Source organism: Marmoricola sp. Leaf446 (genome assembly GCF_001424755.1).
Classification (GTDB): Bacteria; Actinomycetota; Actinomycetes; order Propionibacteriales; family Nocardioidaceae; genus Marmoricola.
The window spans coordinates 38782-56795 of the sequence record NZ_LMRF01000001.1 but is presented as its reverse complement, the minus strand read 5'-3'; the positions used below and the strand labels follow the sequence as shown (position 1 = coordinate 56795).

The 18014-nt window shown below is 69.4% G+C and carries 17 protein-coding genes; 1 reads left to right on the top strand and 16 read right to left on the bottom strand.

From position 1 onward, the window contains the following. Positions 1-23 precede the first annotated feature (23 nt). The 7 genes from ASG49_RS00275 to ASG49_RS00245 all read right to left on the bottom strand — a co-directional run bounded on the left by ASG49_RS00275 (position 24) and on the right by ASG49_RS00245 (position 6439). Positions 24-788, bottom strand: a complete 765-nt coding sequence (locus tag ASG49_RS00275; RefSeq protein ID WP_082533671.1) for an SDR family NAD(P)-dependent oxidoreductase — start codon at positions 786-788, stop codon at positions 24-26. Between the two features lie 20 nt (positions 789-808). Further along, entirely contained in the window at positions 809-1147 is a 339-nt protein-coding gene (locus ASG49_RS00270; RefSeq protein ID WP_056535576.1) for a carboxymuconolactone decarboxylase family protein, read from the bottom strand. Continuing rightward, positions 1144-1977 carry an aspartate/glutamate racemase family protein gene (locus ASG49_RS00265; protein ID WP_056535572.1) on the bottom strand — a complete coding sequence of 278 codons (834 nt, stop codon included), beginning with the start codon at positions 1975-1977 and terminating at the stop codon, positions 1144-1146. Before ASG49_RS00265 ends, ASG49_RS00270 begins: the two co-directional genes overlap by 4 nt. Beyond that, positions 1974-3188, bottom strand: coding sequence for an acetyl-CoA C-acetyltransferase (locus ASG49_RS00260; protein WP_056535570.1), 1215 nt, complete (start codon positions 3186-3188; stop codon positions 1974-1976). The genes ASG49_RS00265 and ASG49_RS00260 overlap by 4 nt, the downstream gene beginning before the upstream one ends. Before the next feature lie 20 nt (positions 3189-3208). Next, complete coding sequence (locus ASG49_RS00255; protein ID WP_056535567.1) at positions 3209-3952, bottom strand: SDR family NAD(P)-dependent oxidoreductase; 744 nt, start codon at positions 3950-3952, stop codon at positions 3209-3211. Between the two features lie 54 nt (positions 3953-4006). Next, positions 4007-5455 carry an aldehyde dehydrogenase family protein gene (locus ASG49_RS00250; protein ID WP_056535562.1) on the bottom strand — a complete coding sequence of 483 codons (1449 nt, stop codon included), beginning with the start codon at positions 5453-5455 and terminating at the stop codon, positions 4007-4009. Between the two features lie 144 nt (positions 5456-5599). Next, the gene (locus ASG49_RS00245) at positions 5600-6439 is read right to left on the bottom strand and encodes a CoA ester lyase (protein WP_082533670.1); all 840 of its coding nucleotides are present in this window, start codon (positions 6437-6439) and stop codon (positions 5600-5602) included. Between the two features lie 164 nt (positions 6440-6603). On the opposite strand from ASG49_RS00245, the gene ASG49_RS00240 reads away from it, so the two are divergent. Further along, on the top strand, positions 6604-7332 hold the full coding sequence (locus ASG49_RS00240; protein ID WP_156384130.1) for a FadR/GntR family transcriptional regulator: 729 nt from the start codon (positions 6604-6606) through the stop codon (positions 7330-7332). 39 nt (positions 7333-7371) lie between these two features. On the opposite strand, the gene ASG49_RS00235 is transcribed toward ASG49_RS00240, so the two are convergent. The 9 genes from ASG49_RS00235 to ASG49_RS00195 form a co-directional block, all read right to left on the bottom strand. Then, positions 7372-7794, bottom strand: coding sequence for a universal stress protein (locus ASG49_RS00235; protein ID WP_056535556.1), 423 nt, complete (start codon positions 7792-7794; stop codon positions 7372-7374). A gap of 33 nt (positions 7795-7827) precedes the next feature. After that, the gene (locus ASG49_RS00230; RefSeq protein ID WP_235561840.1) at positions 7828-8604 is read right to left on the bottom strand and encodes an SDR family NAD(P)-dependent oxidoreductase; all 777 of its coding nucleotides are present in this window, start codon (positions 8602-8604) and stop codon (positions 7828-7830) included. After that, positions 8601-9488, bottom strand: coding sequence for an NAD(P)-dependent oxidoreductase (locus tag ASG49_RS00225; RefSeq protein ID WP_056535553.1), 888 nt, complete (start codon positions 9486-9488; stop codon positions 8601-8603). The genes ASG49_RS00230 and ASG49_RS00225 overlap by 4 nt, the downstream gene beginning before the upstream one ends. A gap of 41 nt (positions 9489-9529) precedes the next feature. Further along, complete coding sequence (locus tag ASG49_RS00220; protein ID WP_056535550.1) at positions 9530-10561, bottom strand: zinc-binding dehydrogenase; 1032 nt, start codon at positions 10559-10561, stop codon at positions 9530-9532. Positions 10562-10608: 47 nt separating this feature from the next. After that, entirely contained in the window at positions 10609-11160 is a 552-nt protein-coding gene (locus ASG49_RS00215; RefSeq protein ID WP_056535547.1) for a cupin domain-containing protein, read from the bottom strand. Between the two features lie 74 nt (positions 11161-11234). Then, positions 11235-13742 carry an ATP-binding cassette domain-containing protein gene (locus tag ASG49_RS00210; protein WP_056535544.1) on the bottom strand — a complete coding sequence of 836 codons (2508 nt, stop codon included), beginning with the start codon at positions 13740-13742 and terminating at the stop codon, positions 11235-11237. Positions 13743-13832: 90 nt separating this feature from the next. Further along, on the bottom strand, positions 13833-15083 hold the full coding sequence (locus ASG49_RS00205) for a substrate-binding domain-containing protein (RefSeq protein WP_156384128.1): 1251 nt from the start codon (positions 15081-15083) through the stop codon (positions 13833-13835). Positions 15084-15213: 130 nt separating this feature from the next. Beyond that, complete coding sequence (locus tag ASG49_RS00200; RefSeq protein WP_056535539.1) at positions 15214-16263, bottom strand: ABC transporter permease; 1050 nt, start codon at positions 16261-16263, stop codon at positions 15214-15216. Positions 16264-16484: 221 nt separating this feature from the next. Continuing rightward, entirely contained in the window at positions 16485-17972 is a 1488-nt protein-coding gene (locus ASG49_RS00195) for an aldehyde dehydrogenase (protein WP_056535536.1), read from the bottom strand. Positions 17973-18014: the final 42 nt, after the last annotated feature.

The following is an 18014-nucleotide window of genomic DNA, read 5'->3' as shown; positions in this document are numbered from 1 at the left end:
GTGGTGCGGGGCATCGGGGATCGTCACGAGCTCATCGTGAGACCGCCACCGACGCAGAGCGTCTGGCCCGTGACGTAGCTGGCGGCCGGGGACGACATGAACTCGATCGCCGCGGCGATCTCCGCCGGGTCACCGGCGCGTCGCAGCGGGATCGCTCGCACCACGCTCGCAAGCAGCTCCTCGCCACCCTGGCTGTCGAGCAGGGGCGTCTGCGTGACGCCCGGCGCCACGACGTTGACCCGGACCCCGAAGCGCGCCCATTCGCGGGCCAGTGCCTTCCCCAGGGTCACCACGCCGGCCTTGGCCGCGGAGTACACGGCCTCACCTGACTGACCGGCCACCCCGGCCTCGGAGCTGGTGAGCACGATGCTGCCGCCACCGTTGTCCTTCATCACCCGACCTGCTGCGGCCGACAGGTAGATGGCCGACATGAGGTTGAGGTCGATGATGCGGCGCCAGTAGTCCGGCGACTCGTCGAGGAAGCGGGTGATCGCGGTCCAGCCGACGGTCGACACGACACGGTCGACGGAGCCGAGCTCGGCCACCGTCGCCTCGAGCAGCCGGTCGCACGCAGCAGGGTCGGTGGCGTCCCAGCCCTCGTCGCCGACGACGTGAACGTGCTCGTGCTCGTCGGCCAGCTGCCGGGGACCCGTGGGGTCGAGGTCGGCGGCGACCGTGCGGATTCCTCGGCTCGCGAAGAGCTCGGCGACGGCGCGGCCGATACCGGACCCCGCGCCGACGACCAGGGCGGTCTCGGGGCGTTCGGAGGTGTCGTTGGCGTTGGTCATGGGGTCCTCTCCTCGGGTGGTCAGTCGAGCTCGTCGTGCAGCCAGGTCAGCGCCTCGACCACGGGCACGAGGCCCAGGCTCGTGCCCAGGAGGAGGACGACCACGTGCTCGATCTCCGCCACGGTGGCGCCGGCCTCGCTCGCCCGGGTGCAGTGCACCCGGAAGCCACCCTCGTTGCGTGTGGCCGCGAAGCCGGCGAGGAGGGTGAGCTCGCGCTGCTTGTGGTCGAGCGGGCCGTGGGCGTCGGCCGCGACCCGCACCCCGCGGAACGCCGTGGCGAGGTCCGGCGCATACGTCCGGAGCCGGTCGAGGTTCGAGATGAACTCGTCCTGCTTGCTGAGCGGGTAGTCGAAGCTCATGCCTTCTCCTCGGTGTCGGTGCGCGCAGCGAGGCGGCCGAGCGCGGGCAGCTGGTAGCGCTCGGCGTACTCCGCACCAGCGGCCTCGATCGAGGCCTGCGGCGCGCGCGCGTAGAGACGTCGTCTGCTCACGAAGGTGCCGCTCTGTTGCCTGATGCGGACCGCCGACTCGGTGGCGGTGATCAGCGAGACGGTCCCGTCCAGCAGGGGCGCCCCGTCCACCTCACGGATGCCGTTGGCGTTGAGGAAGGCGGTCAGCCTCCCGCCCGCGGGGATCACGACCTCCGCGCCCTTGTCGAGCGATGCGCGGGCAGCCTCTTCGAAGGACGCGATGGCCTTCCCCCGCTGCTCCGGGTCGGAGAAGCAGGCGTCCAGCTCGTGTGGGGTGAGCCCCATGCACTCGATGCTGGCGAGCCGCTCCCGCAGGCCGTACTTGGCCACGTTCTCCTCGAACCGACCGCCGAAGTAGGGGTTGACCCCGACGAGCGAGAACGAGCTGCCCATCAGGCACGACGTCAGCATGGAGGTCTCGCCCAGCCCGAGGACCGGGATGTCCACCATGGAGCGGGCCTCACGAAGGGCGGGATCGAGGATGTTGCCGATCGCCACGGCGTCGTAGCCGTCGAGCTCGGCCTCGATGACCGAGTCGAGGATGGAGATCCAGTCGAGGGTCTCGAAGAACCGGAAGCTGTCGATGCGACCAACGCGGGTGCCGCGCAGGTCGACCTCGGTGTCCGGCGACCTGATCTGATCGAGGTAGGAGCGCAGGAAGGGGAAGTAGTTGGGCGAGTACTCCTCGCGCGACATGCTGAGGTAGAGGATGCGGGTCATCGGGCGATCCGCTCGAAGATGGCCGCGAGGCCCTGTCCGCCGCCCATGCACATGGTCTCCATGCCGAAGCGCGACTCCCGACGGTCCATCTCACGCAGCAGGTTGGCCAGGATCCGGCCGCCGGTGGCGCCGATGGGGTGCCCCAGCGAGATGCCCGAACCGTTGACGTTGACCCGCTCGAGGTCGGCCTCGGCCAGCCCCCAGCCCCGGAAGCAGCCCAGCACCTGGGCCGCGAAGGCCTCGTTGAGCTCGATGAGGTCGATGTCGGACCAGGAGAGGCCGGCGTTCTTGAGCGCACGCTGCGCGGCCGGGACCGGACCGATACCCATCAGCCTCGGCTCGACGCCGGCGAGCGACCAGGTCACGAGCCTCGCGAGCGGACGCAGGCCCAGCGCCTCCGCCTTCTCGGGCGTGGTCACGATGGCGACGGCAGCCGCGTCGTTCTGGCCGGAGGAGTTCCCGGCCGTGACCGTGGCGTCGGGCCGTGTCCGGGACATCATCGGCCGCAACCGGCCGAGGCTCTCGACGGTGGTGCCCGGACGGGGGTGCTCGTCCCGGGTGATGGTGAGCGCGTCCCCCTTGCGCTGGGGCACGACGACCGGGACGGTCTCGTCGTCGAAGAGCCCACCGTCCATCGCTGCCACGGCGCGCGCGTGGGAGCGCACGGCCCACTCGTCCTGCTCGAGCCGACTGATGGAGTACTCGCGCCCGACGTTCTCCGCGGTCTCGATCATGCCGCCCTCGACAGGGAAGCGGTGACCGCCTGAGTTGTGTCGTGGGCGGGCGAGCCGGTCGTGGAGCTGAGGAGCTCCGCCGTTGTTCCAGCGCATGTCGGGGACGTAGTACTCCGCCTGGCTCATGCTCTCCGCACCGCCCGCGAGCACCAGCTCGGAGCCGCCCGTGGCCACCTGCATGCAGGCGTACAGCACCGACTGGAGGCCCGATCCACAACGGCGATCGATCTGCAGCCCCGGCACGTCGATGTCGAGCCCCGCATCGAGTGCGGCGATCCGCCCCAGGGCGGCTGCCTCCCCGTTGGGGTAACCCTGGCCGAAGATGACGTCGTCGATGTCACCGGAGGTGATGCCGGTGCGCTCGACGAGGCCCTTGACGACCGTCGAGGCGAGCGCCGTGACGGGCACGTCCTTGAACATCCCGCCGTAGCGTCCGACCGGGGTCCTCACCGGCTCGCAGATGACTGCTTCCACCACGCTGATCTCCTTTGTCGTCCTCAGACGCTCGACTCGCCGCCATCGACGGCGATCGTCTGTCCGGTGAGGAAGTCAGGGGCCTGCAGGGCGAGGTAGGCCACGATGTTGGCCAGCTCGTCCGGAGTCCCCATCCGGTATGCCGGGATGCGGCGCAGGACCTTCGCCATGGCGGCGTCGTCCTCGCGCAGCTCGGCGTTGATGTCGGTCGCGAAGTAGCCGGGCGCCACGGCGTTCATCTGCGCGCCGAACTTTGCCCACTCCGCGGCCACCGAGCGGGTGAAGTTCACGACCGCTCCCTTGGAGGCGCAGTACGCCGAGAACCCGGGACGTCCCAGCAAGCCGAAGACGGAGGCCACGTTGATGGCACGACCCGAGCCTGCGGCGGCGAACCTCCGGCCCGCCTCGCGGCTGCAGAGGAACATGCCTCGGACGTTGGTGGCGAAGATCCGGTCGAACTCGGACTCGTCGAGGTCGTCCAGGTTGACGTGCGCGGTGACGCCGGCGTTGTTGACCAGGACGTCGAGACGACCGAACTCCGCCTCGGCGGTGTCGAACAGCTCGGCCACCGACTGGGCGTCGGTCACGTCGGTGCGCTTGACGATCGCCGTCCCTCCGGCCGAGACGATCCGTTCTCGCGTCCGCTCGAGCGGCTCGAGAGCCCTGCCGGCGAGCACGACGCTCACCTGGGAGGCGGCGATCTCGCGGGCGATGGCCTCACCCAGCCCCTTACCGGCACCTGTGACGACGGCCACGCGATTAGACATGTAGGTAATATGTCTGACAACTAACCGACAGTCAAGTACTGCTGTCGGGCTCGGTCACGAAAAGGTGGGCAGGTCGTGCGACTCGTCCTCGAAACCGAAGACCGACTTGACCTCGAGGTACTCCTCGAGCCCGAAGACACCCATCGACCGACCCACCCCGGACTGCTTGTAGCCGCCCATGGGCGCATGGGAGTTGACGGCGGCCCCGTTGAAGGCGACGCGACCGGCTCGGATGCCGCAGGCGAAGTCGTACCCGCGCTTGCGGTCCTCGCTGAACACGTAACCACCGAGCCCGAACACGGAGTCGTTCGCGATCTCCAGCGCCTCCTCCTCGGAGTCGTAGGGCATCACGACGATGACGGGCCCGAAGATCTCCTCCTGAGCCAGGGTCATCTCGCGCGTCACGCCGGCGATCACCGTGGGCTTGCAGAAGTAGCCCCGGTCGAGACCCTCGACCCGCCCCAGCCCTCCCGTGACGAGCCGGCCACCCTCGTCGAGGCCGATGCCGATGTGCCGCTGCACGCTGTCGTACTGCTGGGCGTGAACGAGAGGTCCGTGCGTCGTCGCCGGGTCACGCGGGTCACCGATCGACATGCGGTCGATCTCGTCGACCAGGAACGGGACCAGCCCGTCGACCTGGTCACGGTGGACCAGGAGTCGGCTGGGAGCGTGGCAGGACTGACCGGAGTTGGAGAACGCCCTCGAGACGTTCCAGCGGGCAGCCTTCTCGAGGTTTCCGTCGGTGAGCACGACGTTGGCCGACTTGCCGCCGAGCTCGAGACACGTGCGCTTGACGGTCTGCGCCGCGGCCTCACCGACGCGGGCTCCGGCGCCGGTGGACCCGGTGAACGAGACCATGGCTACGTCGGGGTGGCGCGAGAGGGCCTCGCCCACCACGCGTCCCGGACCGATCACCAGGTTGAACACGCCCGCCGGCGTGCCGGCCTCGTGCATGATCTCGGCCAGGGCGACGCCCGAGGCGGGCGAGGCGTCCGAGGGCTTGAGCACCATGGTGCAGCCGGCCGCGATCCCGTAGATGACCTTGATGACGGAGGTCTGGATGGGCCAGTTCCACGGTGAGATCAGGGCGCACACCCCGATCGGCTCGCGCCGGACGACCGTGTCGGCGATCTGGTGCTCGAACGCGTAGCTGCTGACCAGGTCGCGAGCGACCTTCATGTGTCCAGCAGGGCCCGTGACCTGCGCCTTGAAGGACACGGGCACGCCCACCTCCCGGGCGATGAGCTGCGAGAGCTGGTCCTCACGGCGCTCGTAGGCCTCGATGATCCGGTCGATGAGCTCGACACGTTCCGCGACCGTCGTCCGGGAGAACGTCGCGAAGGCGCGGGTGGCCGCAGCCACGGCCAGATCGACCTCCTGCTCGCCGCCTCCAGCGGTCACGGTGGCCCACGGGTCCTCGGTGGTCGGGTCGATCAGGGTCCGGGTGTCGCCCGAGGGGGCGATCCAGCGCCCGTCGATGTACAGCTCTCCGAAGTGCTCCACAGGTGTTCCTCCAGGTCGGTCGGGCTCGGCGTCGAGCTCGCCCTCCCGCTGCTGCCGATGCACGGCCTGCCGTGCCGGACCTGGGACACCCGGGCTGCGCTGACGCGCCGGTTCCTTGTAATATGTCTGACAACTACGCGTTAGTCAAATGTTGTCGATGCGCGATGCTCGCGACCGCGCGACGAGACGTCGCGCGCGGTCGAACACGGGGGCGTCGAGCATCGCCCCGTCCAGGACCACCACCCCGCCACCCCCTTCGGCGTCCAGCACGCCCTGCGCCCAGGCCAGCTCCGCGGGCGACGGACTCATCGCCGTGTTGGTGGGCCCGACCTGGCGCGGGTGGATGCACAGCCGCCCGGTGAGGCCCATCTCCTTGGCGTGGTCGAGGTCGTCGACGAGCCGGTCTGGGTCGTCGAGCGCCGTGGTGACGCCGTCGACCGGACCCGGCAGCGAGGCCGCGGCGCTGGCCGCGACCAACGCGCTGCGCGCGGCTGCGAGGGCGGCCCGCGACGCAGGGTCCACCCCGAGCGAGGCCGCGAGGTCCACGTTGCCGAGGGCCAGTCGCGCCACCATGCCACTGTCAGCCAGAGCGGACGCGGCCTGGACACCGCGCGGTGTCTCGACGAGCGCAAGGAGCGGCGCGCCGCCGGACAGCTCCGCGGCTTCGAGCAGGTCAGCCACGCGATCGGACTTCGGCAGCATGATCGGGACGCCTGCGCCGCGCAACGCTTCCAGCTCGGAACGGCCCCAGGGGGTCGAGAGCCCGTTCACCCGCACCATGCAGCGACCGTGGGCCGCGGCCCACGGGACGACCTCGTGCAGCGCGCGTTCCTTCTCCGCCGGGGCGACGGCGTCCTCGAGGTCGAGGATGACGAGATCCGGACCGGCCGATTCCGCCTTGGCGAAGCGGTCGGGCCGGTTGCCCGGCACGAACAAGAAGCTGCGTGCGGTCTCGATCGCCGCGCGCGGCTCGTCGGCACTCACGACGCTGTCCTGGGTCGACCGGCGAGCACCGGACACCGCCGCTCTCGCCGTCGGGGCGGCTCACACCATCGTGTCATCTGTAGGACAATATGGGAGCGTCGCACTTTGCTACCGGCCCGCAGCCGGTGATGCGGCGTAGTTCTGCCACCCGAGGAGACACGACCATGGCCACCACCGGCACCGAGGACAAGCGCTTCCAAGCCCGTCAGGTCACGCGGCCTCGAGACCAGGTGGAGTCGCAGCTGCGCGAGGCCATCCTCGACGGCCACTTCGCGCAGGGCGACAAGCTCCCCGCCGAGACCGAGCTCGCCGCCCAGTTCGGTGTCAGCCGACCGACGGTCCGCGAGGCGCTCGGTGCGCTGGTCAGCTCGGGCCTGATCCGCAAGATCCCCGGCGTCGCGGGCGGCAGCTTCGTCAACACCGTCACGCCCGACTCGCTGAGCCAGATGCTCAGCGAGTCCATGGACACGATCGTGCGCATCGGGGCGCTCACCATCGACGAGATCACCGAGGTGCGGCGTGTGCTGGAGATCCCTGCTGCACAGTGGGCGGCGCGCAACCGCACCGACGAGGACATCGAGGTGATGCGGTCGGTCGTGGAGACGCAGAAGAGCACGACGCTGGACGATCCCGAGATCCCGACGTACGACCTCCGCTTCCACACCACCATCGGACGGGCGTCGGGCAACCGGCTCCTCGAGGCCTTCATCGCCGCCGTCCACGGCGCCACCCACCCGGCCCAGTTCCTCGAGGTGACCAAGCCGGTCGCCCAGAAGACGGTGCGCCAGCACATCGCCATCCTGGCCGCCATCGAGGACAGCGACCCCGATGCCGCCGGTGAGGCGATGCGGGAGCACCTCGACTTCGTGCTGCGCTACTCGCACTCGAGGTAGCGCGGGACGCGGGACGGCCACGGCGAGCAGTACAGCCGGTCAGATCGTCTTGACGATGTAGACGTCGCACGGAGCATGCGCCGCGACACCCGACGCCACGCTGCCGAGGAGGCGTCCGACTCCTTGCACTCGCCGGTTGCCCACGACGATGACCGCCGCACCCAGCCGGGTCGCCTCGTCCACGAGCGCCGTGGCGGGCTTTCCCTGCAGCGGGGAGCTCGTGACGCTCGGCGCCGTGGCCCGGAGCTCGTCGGCCACCTCCGACGCCACCGCCTCGGCGAGCTCGCCGGAGGTCAGCAGGCTGGCGCCGGGCCGGTCCGGGAACTCCTCGACCATGGCCTTGTCCGCCGCGGTCAGGACGTGCAGGTCTGCCCCGAGCCGGACGGCGAGCTCGGCTGCCCGTCGTGCCGCATGTCGGGACGTGTCGGTGCCGTCCACGCCCACCACGATCACGTTCGCCATCAAGTGCCTCCTCGTGTCTGTGCTCGCTGCAGGTCAGCGAGCGACGTAACCACCGTCGACGGGCAGGGCCACGCCGACGACGAAGCTGGCGCCGGGGCTGCACAACCACAGGACCGCCGCCGCGACCTCGCTCGCGCCGCCCATGCGACCGATCGGGGTAGCAGCCACCGCGTCCGCCTCGGCGAGGTCTCCCCCGTCGAGCATCGACTGCACCATCGGGGTGACGATCGTGCCGGGGCAGACGGCGTTGACCCGCACCCCGCGCGGGGCGTACTCGAGCGCGACGCTCCCGGTGAGGCCGATCACCCCGTGCTTGGAGGCGTGGTACGCCGCCCGGCCGGGGTTGCCGACGAGGCCCCCGAGGGAGGAGTTGTTGACGATCGCGCCAGATCCCTGGGGTCCCATCACGCGCAGCTCGTGCTTGACGCTGGCCCACACACCCCGGAGGTTGACGGCGTTGATCCGCTCGAACTGCTCCAGCGACTCCTCGGCCGCGTCCGTGGCGGGCGCCATGATGCCGGCGTTGTTGAAGGCCATGTCGAGACGGCCGTATCGCTGGACCGCCGTGTCGACGAGCCCGGCGACCTGGTGCTCGTCGGACACGTCGCACCGCACTCCGACGACGTCGAACCCGCGGTCGCCGAGCGTGGTGGTCGCTTCGTCCAGCGCCTGCTCGTCGAGGTCACCGAGGACCACCTTGGCCCCGCTCTCGGCGAACGCCGTGGCGGCGGCCAGCCCCATCCCCATGCCGGCGCCCGTGACGAGGGCGACCTGGCCGCCGAAGTCGTAGGCCGGGTTCCCGGCGTTCACGGCGTCTCCGGGTACCACTCGGCCATCATCTGGCTCTGGTCGGCATCAGGGCCGAAGCGCTCGACCGCCTGCGCGACGAACTCTTGCACCAGGTGCCCGATCGGGGTGTCGTGGCCCAGCTCCTCGGCGAGCTGGTTGGCGAGCCGCAGGTCCTTCTCCAACAGCTGGAGGGTGAAGTTCTGCAGCTTGTAGGGCTGCTCGGCCGTGCCACCCATGAGCAGCTGCGGGTAGGTGTTCTCGGTGGCGTAGTTGCGCGCCGAACCTCGGTTGATGACGTCGACGATCATCTCGCGCGAGATCCCGGCGACCTCGCCGAGCCGGATCGCCTCCATCGCTGCGAAACGGTTGCAGCTGTTGAGCAGGTTGTTCACGAGCTTCGCGGCGTGACCAGACCCCACCGGGCCCACGTGGATGACGTCCTCGGTGACGGCGCGCAGCAGTGGCTCCACCCGCGCGTAGACGTCGTCGCTCGCGCCGATCATCAGTGCCGCGTTGCCGGCCTCCGCGCGACGGACGCCCCCTCCGATGGGCGCGTCGACGTAGTCGACACCCAGGGGATTCAACAGCGCGAGCAGTGCCTGGTCGCTCGTGGGGGTGCCCGTCGTCGTGTCGATGATGACGGACCCGGGCTTGAGCTGCTGCGCCAGGCCGTCCTGACCCTGGAGCAGGTCGGCGACGTCGGTGGGGCGCGGCAGCGACAGGAACACGTAGGAGCAGCGGGAAGCGATGTCCGTCAAGGACGAGAAGGTGGCGCCCCGCTCGACCAGCTTGTCGGCCACCGCGGGGTTGCGGTCGTTGACGTGCAGCTCGTAGTTGTCCACGAGCCTGCTCGCGATCGCCGAGCCCATGGCCCCGACCCCGATGAAACCGACTGCCTCTGACATGTGTGTGCTCCTGGTGGGTGGTGTGGCGTGACGCCGACGCGTCACGTGAACTGGATGACGCCCTTGCCAGCGTCCTGTCGGTCGAAGAGCTCGTAGGCCTCCACGACCTCGTCCAGGGACCAACGGTGGGTGAAGAGGTCGTCGACCGGCACGGCGTTCTCCGCGACGAACGCGGCGCACTCCTCCTGACCGACAAGAGACATCGACCACGAGGTCATCGCCGTCATCTGGGATCGGTGGAACTCCAGGACGTCGAAGCGCACCTCGCCCCCGAGGCCGACGACGCAGAACCTCCCCCAGGGGCCCAGGGCGCGCAGACCGGCCGAGGCAGCGGCAGACGATCCCGAGGACTCGAGCACGGCGTGCGCCCCCCGCCCACCGGTGAGGTCGCGGATGGCCGCGACGGGGTCGTCCTGGCACGGGTCGACGACCGCCGTGGCTCCGAGGGCGCGCGCCTGCGCCAGCCGGCTGGGGGCCATGTCGACGGCGATCACCCGCGCGCCGAGCGCCACGGCGAGCATGGTGCCCGACAGGCCGACCGGACCCTGCCCGAAGATCGCCACCGTGGCACCTCCGAGGTCGCCGAGGCGACGTAGACCGCCCCAGGCGGTGCCGGTGCCGCACCCGATCGCTGCTCCCGCGTCGAAGCTGAGGCGATCGTCGAGCTTGACCAGCGTGGCCGCCGGCACCGTGAGGTAGGGGGCGTGGGATCCGTTGCCGTTCATGCCGAGCACGACCACCGGTTGCCGGGTGCACATCTGCGTCCATCCCGACCGGCACTGTGCGCACGAGCCGCACCCGATGTAGTGGTGCACCATGACGCGGTCGCCCACGACCGCGGCACTGTCCGGGACACCCGGTCCGACGGCGTGCACCACACCGGCGGGCTCGTGGCCTGCGGTGATGGTGCCCGAGGCGTAGGTGTCGTTGCCGGGGCCGCGGTAGTACTTCAGGTCGCTCCCGCACATGCCAGAGGAGCAGACCTGCACGACCACCTCACCCGGCCCGGGTCGGGGTTCCTCCACGTCGGTGAGCGCGACCTGCTTGTCGCCGAGGAAGACTGCCGCCTTCATCGATCCACCGTCCTTCGACCCGATGCTCGTGCTGCCATGTCGTGGGCTCAGCTGCCTGGTGCGGTGGCGCGTCGGGCGCCCACCATGAGGGTCGAGTGGACGCACGGCTCGTCGCCGCTCACACGCCAGGCGTGCTTGGTCCCTCGCTGGATGAACGTGTCCCCGGCGCGCAGCACCGTCTCGGCCTCCTCCAGGATGACCACGCACTCGCCGGAGACGATCGTGATGATGTCGACGCTGTCGGTCTGGTGCATGCCCGGGTCGGTCCCGTCCTCGACGTACCCGTCCGCGGCTCCCGCTGCCGCCATGGACGCCTCGTAGCCACCGGATCCGTACGCCCACGAGCTGTCCGGGGGGAACGTCGCCAGCACGTGGGTGAACCCGTTCGGAGGAGGTGGGATGACCGCTTCCGAGCCCAGGGTGTTCTCGTCGTCGACGTTCGGGGGGCAGTTGGGGACCTGCCAGATCTGGTTGAGGACGAAGGCGTCGGTGACGAGGCGGGTCTCGGTGAACCCGTCGCTGACGATGGTTGACCTACCGTTCTCCGCGAGCCCGGCCACCACGCGGCGGACCCTCACGTCGTCGTACTTGCCTGCCATCTGACTCTCCTGTCTCGGGTGACTGTGTGGTGGGAGCATGCCGCTCCGACGGGGTGGACGTCCGGTCGCCGCCCTCAGGCGACGGCGCGGCGTGCAGCGACGGAGTAGACCGTCACCGCGATCAGCAGGATGAGTCCGTAGACGACCTGCGTCCACGCGTACGACAGGTTGATCAGCTGTGCGGTGTTGCCGATGAGGGTCAGGAACAAGGCACCGAGCGCGGCCCCGATGAAGGTTCCCCTGCCACCCGTGAGGCTGGCACCGCCCAGGAAGCACGCGGTGAAGGCCGGGAGCGCGAGCGAGAGCGCCACGTCGTTGCTGCCCACCCCGACCTGGACGGCGAGGAACACGCCTCCGATTGCGGCCCCGATCGCGGCCAGCACGTAGCCGGCCATCTTGATGGTCCGTACGCGCACCCCCACGCGCTCGCTGGCCTTGCTCTCCAGCCCGACTGCTCGTGTGGCCAGACCACCGCCGGTGCGGAACAGCCAGAAGTCCATGGCCGCCGCGACCGCGATGGCGACGATGAAGCCGATGGGCACGTAGGCGATGCCCTGCGACAGCGCCAGGCCCAGGTTGACGTCGATGCTTCCCGAGGGCTCGGGCCGCAGCAGGACGCAGATGCCGGACACGATCCCGAGCGTCCCGATCGTCGCCACGAGTGGCGTCACGCCGAGGATCTGGGTCACGAACGCGTTGAACAAGCCGACCACGAGCGCGACCCCGAGGATGATGGCCGCGCCGAGGGCTATCGATCCCACCCCTGCTTCAGCGAGGACGAAGGAGGCCAGGACGACGGACAACGTCATGGAGGCGCCGATGGAGATGTCGAGCTCGCCCACGAGCAGCGCGAACTGCTGTCCGATCACCACCCACAGCAGCGGCAGTGCGGAGAGGAACAGGTTGTTCAGGTTGAAGCCCTGCAGGAACAGCGGGGAGCGGCTGGCCGCGTAGCCGCCCAGCAGAAGCATGAGGAGCAGGAGGACGACCACCGGGACACGCGGGGAGGCGAGGGTGGTCGCCAGGCGGCGCGCCTTGCGCGCCCCCTCGTCGACGATCTCGTCGCGCTTGCCCGTCGTGCTCACGAAACGTCGGACGATGTCGGACTCCGTGAACGAACCGGTCACCTCGTCGATGACCGTCCCCTCCGACATCACGTAGACGCGGTCGCACAGCCCGGCGAGCTCGAAGGAGTCCGAGGAGTTGACCAGGACCCCGACCCCGCTCTGCGCCGTCTCCGAGACCAGCTGGTAGATGTCCAGCCGTGCCTTGGCGTCCACGCCTTGGGTCGGCTCGTCGATCACCAGCAGCTTGGGTCGACGCATCGAGGCGCGGGACAGGACCACCTTCTGCTGGTTGCCGCCCGACAACGCGCTGATGGGCTGGTAGGCCGAGGCGCTGACGATGCCGAGCTTGCGGACGGCGGCACCGAACTTGTCCTTCAGCTTCTTCGTCTGGATCGTGCCTGCCGGGCCGAGCGCAGGACCCAGCTGCATGGTGCCGTTGGCGCCGATGGACATGCTCGGGAAGACGGACTCTGCCACCCGGTCGCCGCTCTGGAAGCTGATGCCGGACTTCAACGCTCCGGCCGGCCCGCCACCGACCGGCTTGCCCTCCAGGGTGACCGAGCCGGCCTTGCGGTCCACACCGATGATCGCGCGCAGCAGGTGGCGCTGGCCGTTGCCCTCGGCCCCGGCCACGCCGACGATCTCGCCAGCACCCACGTGGAGGTCGATGGGGCCGACCGCCGTGCCCATCAGGCCTGCGACCTCGAACAGCGGAGCGGGGGCGGCGCCGGTGCTGGGCACCTTTCCGGGGAACTCGAGGTCGATGGGCGCGCCGACCATGAGCTCGACGATCGTCTCGACGTCCCAGTCCATGCGGTCGTGGGTGCCCTGGATGACACCGTCACGGATGACGGTGAGGCGGTCGGCGAGCCGACGTACCTCCTCGAGCCGGTGGCTGACGTAGACGACTGCGCAGCCTTCGTCACGGATGTTGGAGATCAGGCCTTCGAGCTGGTCGGCGGAGTTGAGGTCGAGCACGGCCGTCGGCTCGTCCACGAGCAGCACCTGGGGCCGGTGGATCATGGCGCGGACGACCTCGAGCATCTGACGTCCGCCGGGACCGAGCGAGGTCAGCAGGTCCTTCGGTCCGAAGGGCAGGTCGAACTCCTTCAGCACCTGCTTGAGGTTCTTGGGCGCCGGTTCGCCCAGGCAGTAGAAGGACATCTCCACGTTGTCGGCCACCGTGAGCTGGTTGACCAGTGAGGTGTCCTGGTAGGCCGTCATCAGCCCGAGGCGACGCGCCAGGCGGGGGTCGCTCTTGGTGAGGGTCTGGCCACCGATCTGGACGAGCCCCGAATCCTGTGCCACGAGCCCCGCGGCCACCTTGATCATGGTCGACTTGCCGGACCCGTTCTCTCCGACGAGGGCGTGCACCTCCCCGGCGAGGCACTCGAAGGTGGCGTCGTTGACGGCGACGACACCGGGATACGTCTTGGTGACGCCGGTGATCCGGAGGCCGCCCTCGGGCCGAGCGAGGTGGTGCAGCTGCTCGGTCACGGTCTGGGAGCTGGTCATGAGGGTCCTTCCGCGTGCCGGCCGGCTCGAGCGACGTGCATCGAGCCGACCGGCACCCAACCTGTCGGTGACGTGCGGGGAGAGGTGGTGCTACTGCTTGAGCGCCGCGGCCTGCTCTTCCGCGGAGAGCGGCGAGCCGAGGAACGCGAAGTTGTTCTGCGTGAGGTCGAACTGCGGGACGAACTGCTCGAAGTCGCTGAAGTTGACCGGCCAGTCGATCTTGGTCGAGGAGGGCCCCTTGCCGTCCTTGATCGCCAGGTTGATCGACAGCTCGATCGAGCTCAGCCACGTGTTGTTCGGGGAGACGAACACGATCGGGGCGAGGCCCGCGTCCTGCGCGTCCTTGTAGGCCTTGGCCGTTCCGATGTCCGAGGCCCCGGTGAGGGCGAACGCCGGCATGTCCTTGTCACCGGCGTCGATGTAGGCCTGCATGAAGTTCTCGGGGAACGTGTCGTAGGCGATCAGCGACGGCTTCTTCCCGGACGCTCGCAGCGCCGCGGCCGCCTTCACGGTGCCCTGCGGGGTCCACTCGGTGTTGCCGGTGTAGACCTTCTTCATGCCGGCCTCGTCGAGCGCCTTCTCGGCGCACGGCTGCCAGAACGCCGCGTAGGCGTTGCCCGCAGGCCCGGTGAACAGGGAGTAGGTGAGGGGCTTGCCCTCCTCCTCGAGCTTGTCGGCGATGGACTGGGCCCCGTTGGCCCACATGTCGCAGAGGTTGGCGCTGAACTGGACGCTGAGCTTGGACATCACGTCCTCCGACAGCGTGGCCACACCGTTGGTCATCGGGATGCCTGCGGCCTTCGCCTGGGCGATCACCTGTCCGGCCTGGTTGCCCAGTCCGCCGAAGTTGCTGACGATGAGGTCCGCCTTCTGACCGATGGCGGTGCGGAAGTTGGAGAGGTACTGCTGCACGTTCATGTTGACCGTGTTGTAGGAGATCTTGGCGATCGCACCCGTCTTGATGGCGTACGCCGTGGTCTCGGCGCGGGACACGCTGTAGTAGGTGTTCACCTGGTCGTCGACGATCGCGAGGTAGTACTTGCCGGTGCCGGTCTCACAGGTGTCCTGCGTCATGCACTTGTCGAACACCTTCTGCTGCGCGTCCGTGAGGGGCGTGTGCGCCACCATCAGCGCCGTCTGGATCTCCGGGGCGAGCTTGTTGACGTCCACGTCGGGGTTCATCAGCCGCGTGGCGTACTCCTTCATCTTCGCCTCGTCGGGCTCCGGGTAGGCAGTGTCGGCCCATGCCGCCTTCTCGGAGTCGCTGGCCTCACCACCTCCGCCCGAAGAACCCGAGGAGCTGCCGCAGGCTGCTGCGGATGCGGCCAGCAGGACGCTCACGCCCGCGAGCGCGAGCCGCCTGAGCCGCGCGCTTCGAGTCATAGCGGTTGTCACGATGTACCTCCGGTGGGGTTCTTGATGAAAGCGGTGCTTGTGAGGGTGGTGGGGGTGCTGCGGAGAGGTCCCGGGTTCAGGACGTTCCCCTGGTGGAGCCCGAGCCCACCAAGCGCTTGAGGCCGGAGCGGCCCATCTGGGTCAGGGCGCCCGCCGCGACGGCGGCGACGAGGATCACGCCCTGGACGACGACCCTGAGACCCGAGCTGAGGTCGTGCAGGGCGAGGGCCTGGTCGATGAGCGGCAGGAGCAGGCACCCGGCGACCAGCGGGGAGACGCTCGCAGGCCCGCCACCGAACATGGCGCCGGCGATCGCGACCGCCGTGAGGGTGGTGATCTGGTAGGTGACGCCCAGCGTCGAGTCCGGGGTCTGCACGTAGCCTGCGGCGAGCGACCCGGCCAATGCGTACAGCACGCCGGCTCCCAGGAAGGTCAGAACCACGACGGCGTGCACCCGAATGCCCAGGAGACGGGCTGCGGTGGGGTTCGACCCGACGGCGGCGATCTGTCGGCCGGCCCGGGTGCGGTGCACCACGAAGCTGACGGCGGCCGCCAGCACCACGGCGATCACGAACAGCATGCTGATGCTCGCCACGTCCTGGCCGCCGATGGTCTGCAGCCACTGGGGCGCGCGGCCACCGGTGGAGAAGGTCTGGCCCATCCAGATGATGAGCGCACCGGTGATCATCGTGTTCATCGCAAGCGTGACGATGAGGGCGTTGAGCCGCAGCACGCTCACCAGAGCGCCGCTGACCGCGCTCAGCAGGGCGCACAGCACGACGGCCGCGACCATCGCGAAGACGGGACCACGGGTCTCCACGTAGTGCACGTTCACCGCCGCCGCCAGCGTCATGTAGCCGGGAACGGCGAGGTCGATGGCGCCCACCATGACGACGAGCAGCTGGCCCAGCGCCGCGACGAGGAGGCAGGCCGCCAGCGCGGTGACGAGCTCGCGCGAGGCGCTCGAGTAGGTGCTCGGCTCGAAGATCCCGACGATCACCAGGGCACCGATGAGGGCGTACCAGGCGACGAGGAAGCGGCTCGGCCAGCGGTAGCCCAGGTCCACCTTGCGCGACCAGCGCCGTGTGGTCACAGCCTCGTCGGGGGTGCTGGTCTGGATCGCCATCTCCGGGCCCTTCTTCCTCAGTCCGTCGTCACGAGCCGGCTGTCACGTTGGACAAGAAGTGACGCCGACCACAGGAATGAGACCATACATTTTGCAACCCGACAAGAGTCTGACATATAGAAGTCCGCCAACGTTGTTGACCGTCTATACCGGGTTTCGATCACCCAGGACCGGCGTCGACGGCCGACCCGTCGCCGGGGCGGCCGTCGCGGTGCCGGGCCTCAGTCCTGGTAGGGCAGCACGCGCTCGGTGGTGAGGTCCCACATGACCGACTTGGGTCGGGTGTACGCCAGGACCGCCTCGAAGCCGTACTCCTGGCCGTACCCGCTGGTCTTCATGCCCGCGAGCGGCAGGGTCGGGTGCGCCGCGCGATAGGTGTTGACCCAGACGGCTCCCGCCTCGAGGTTCTGCGCGAGGTGCTGGATGGCGCCGGCGTCGTTTCCCCACACCTGGGCGCTCAGACCGAACTCGGAGTCGTTCGCGCGCGCGAGCGCCTCGTCCACGGTGTCGAACCGCAGCAGGCTGGCCATGGGCCCGAAGGCCTCGGTCCTCGCCGCGGGGTTGTCATCGGTGACGTCGGCGAGGACGGTCGGCTGGTAGAAGGCGCCGCCACCCAGCGGGTCCCAGTCGGCGGCAGCGCCACCGGCCAACCGGGTGGCACCGGCGGCGACCGCCGACGTGACCAGCGCATCGACGCTCTCGCGCTGACGCGTGCTGATCAGGGTGCTCATCTGCGACGTGGGTTCGGTGGGAAGACCGACCCTGATGCGTCCCGCCAGCTCGGCGACCCGGGCGGCGACCTCGTCATAGATGGAGCTGTGCACCAGGATGCGCGACCCCGCTACACAGCTCTGCCCGCTCTTGACGAAGTTCGAGTGCACGGCGGAGGGGATCGCGAAGTCGAGCTTGGCGTCCGGCAGCAGGATGATCGGGCTCTTGCCGCCGAGCTCCAGGACCAGGGGGATGATGCGGTCGGCCGACTGTCGGATGACGGCACGACCCGCCTCCACGCTGCCAGTGAAGGACAGCATGCCGACGCCCTTGTTCTCCATCAGCATCGGACCGACCACGTGCCCGCGCCCGGTGAACGCGCTCAGCACGCCCGGCGGGATGCCGGCCTCGAGCGCCAGCTCGATCAGGCTGAGGACGAGCAGCGGTGCGGACTCGGGCGCCTTCAGCACCATGCAGTTGCCCGCCACCAGGGCGGGCGCTGCCTTCAGGCCGACCATGACCGCGTTGGCGTTGAAGGGGGTGATCGCTCCCACGACGCCGAACGGCTCCCCGACGCCGTACGCGATCCGGTCCGGGAACTGGGAGTAGGTCTTCCCCTCGATCTTGTCGGCCATGCCCGCGTAGTAGCGGATCAGCCTGGTGCCGGTGTCGATGTCGCCGAGGGCCTCACGACGCAGGTGCCCCACGTCGGAGACCTCCAGGTCGGCCAGCTCCTCGCGGCGCTGCTCGATCAGGTCCGCCCAGCGCGCGAGCATGGCCCCGCGGACGTCGGGAGCGGTTCGGCGCCAGGTCTGCTCGTACGTCGTACGAGCCTGGACGACCACCTCGTCCAGGGTCGCTGCGTCCATCTCGAAGACCTCACCGGTCCCGGCGCCGGTGGCGGGGTTCTGCAGCGGCAGGTAGTCACCGTGCTCGGGCACGACGTGCCCACGTGCGGAGATGTAGCCGACTCGGGCGTGCTGGTCGATGATGCTCATGCGTGTTCCTCCGGTGAGGTGCGTCGGCGTGTTGTCGGCACG

Coding starts and splice junctions, on each gene's coding strand:
- ASG49_RS00275 (WP_082533671.1), bottom strand. CDS start 788: ATGACCAACGCCAACGACACCTCCGAACGCCCCGAGACCGCCCTGGTC.
- ASG49_RS00270 (WP_056535576.1), bottom strand. CDS start 1,147: ATGAGCTTCGACTACCCGCTCAGCAAGCAGGACGAGTTCATCTCGAAC.
- ASG49_RS00265 (WP_056535572.1), bottom strand. CDS start 1,977: ATGACCCGCATCCTCTACCTCAGCATGTCGCGCGAGGAGTACTCGCCC.
- ASG49_RS00255 (WP_056535567.1), bottom strand. CDS start 3,952: ATGTCTAATCGCGTGGCCGTCGTCACAGGTGCCGGTAAGGGGCTGGGT.
- ASG49_RS00240 (WP_156384130.1), top strand. CDS start 6,604: ATGGCCACCACCGGCACCGAGGACAAGCGCTTCCAAGCCCGTCAGGTC.
- ASG49_RS00235 (WP_056535556.1), bottom strand. CDS start 7,794: ATGGCGAACGTGATCGTGGTGGGCGTGGACGGCACCGACACGTCCCGA.
- ASG49_RS00225 (WP_056535553.1), bottom strand. CDS start 9,488: ATGTCAGAGGCAGTCGGTTTCATCGGGGTCGGGGCCATGGGCTCGGCG.
- ASG49_RS00220 (WP_056535550.1), bottom strand. CDS start 10,561: ATGAAGGCGGCAGTCTTCCTCGGCGACAAGCAGGTCGCGCTCACCGAC.
- ASG49_RS00215 (WP_056535547.1), bottom strand. CDS start 11,160: ATGGCAGGCAAGTACGACGACGTGAGGGTCCGCCGCGTGGTGGCCGGG.
- ASG49_RS00210 (WP_056535544.1), bottom strand. CDS start 13,742: ATGACCAGCTCCCAGACCGTGACCGAGCAGCTGCACCACCTCGCTCGG.
- ASG49_RS00200 (WP_056535539.1), bottom strand. CDS start 16,263: ATGGCGATCCAGACCAGCACCCCCGACGAGGCTGTGACCACACGGCGC.
- ASG49_RS00195 (WP_056535536.1), bottom strand. CDS start 17,972: ATGAGCATCATCGACCAGCACGCCCGAGTCGGCTACATCTCCGCACGT.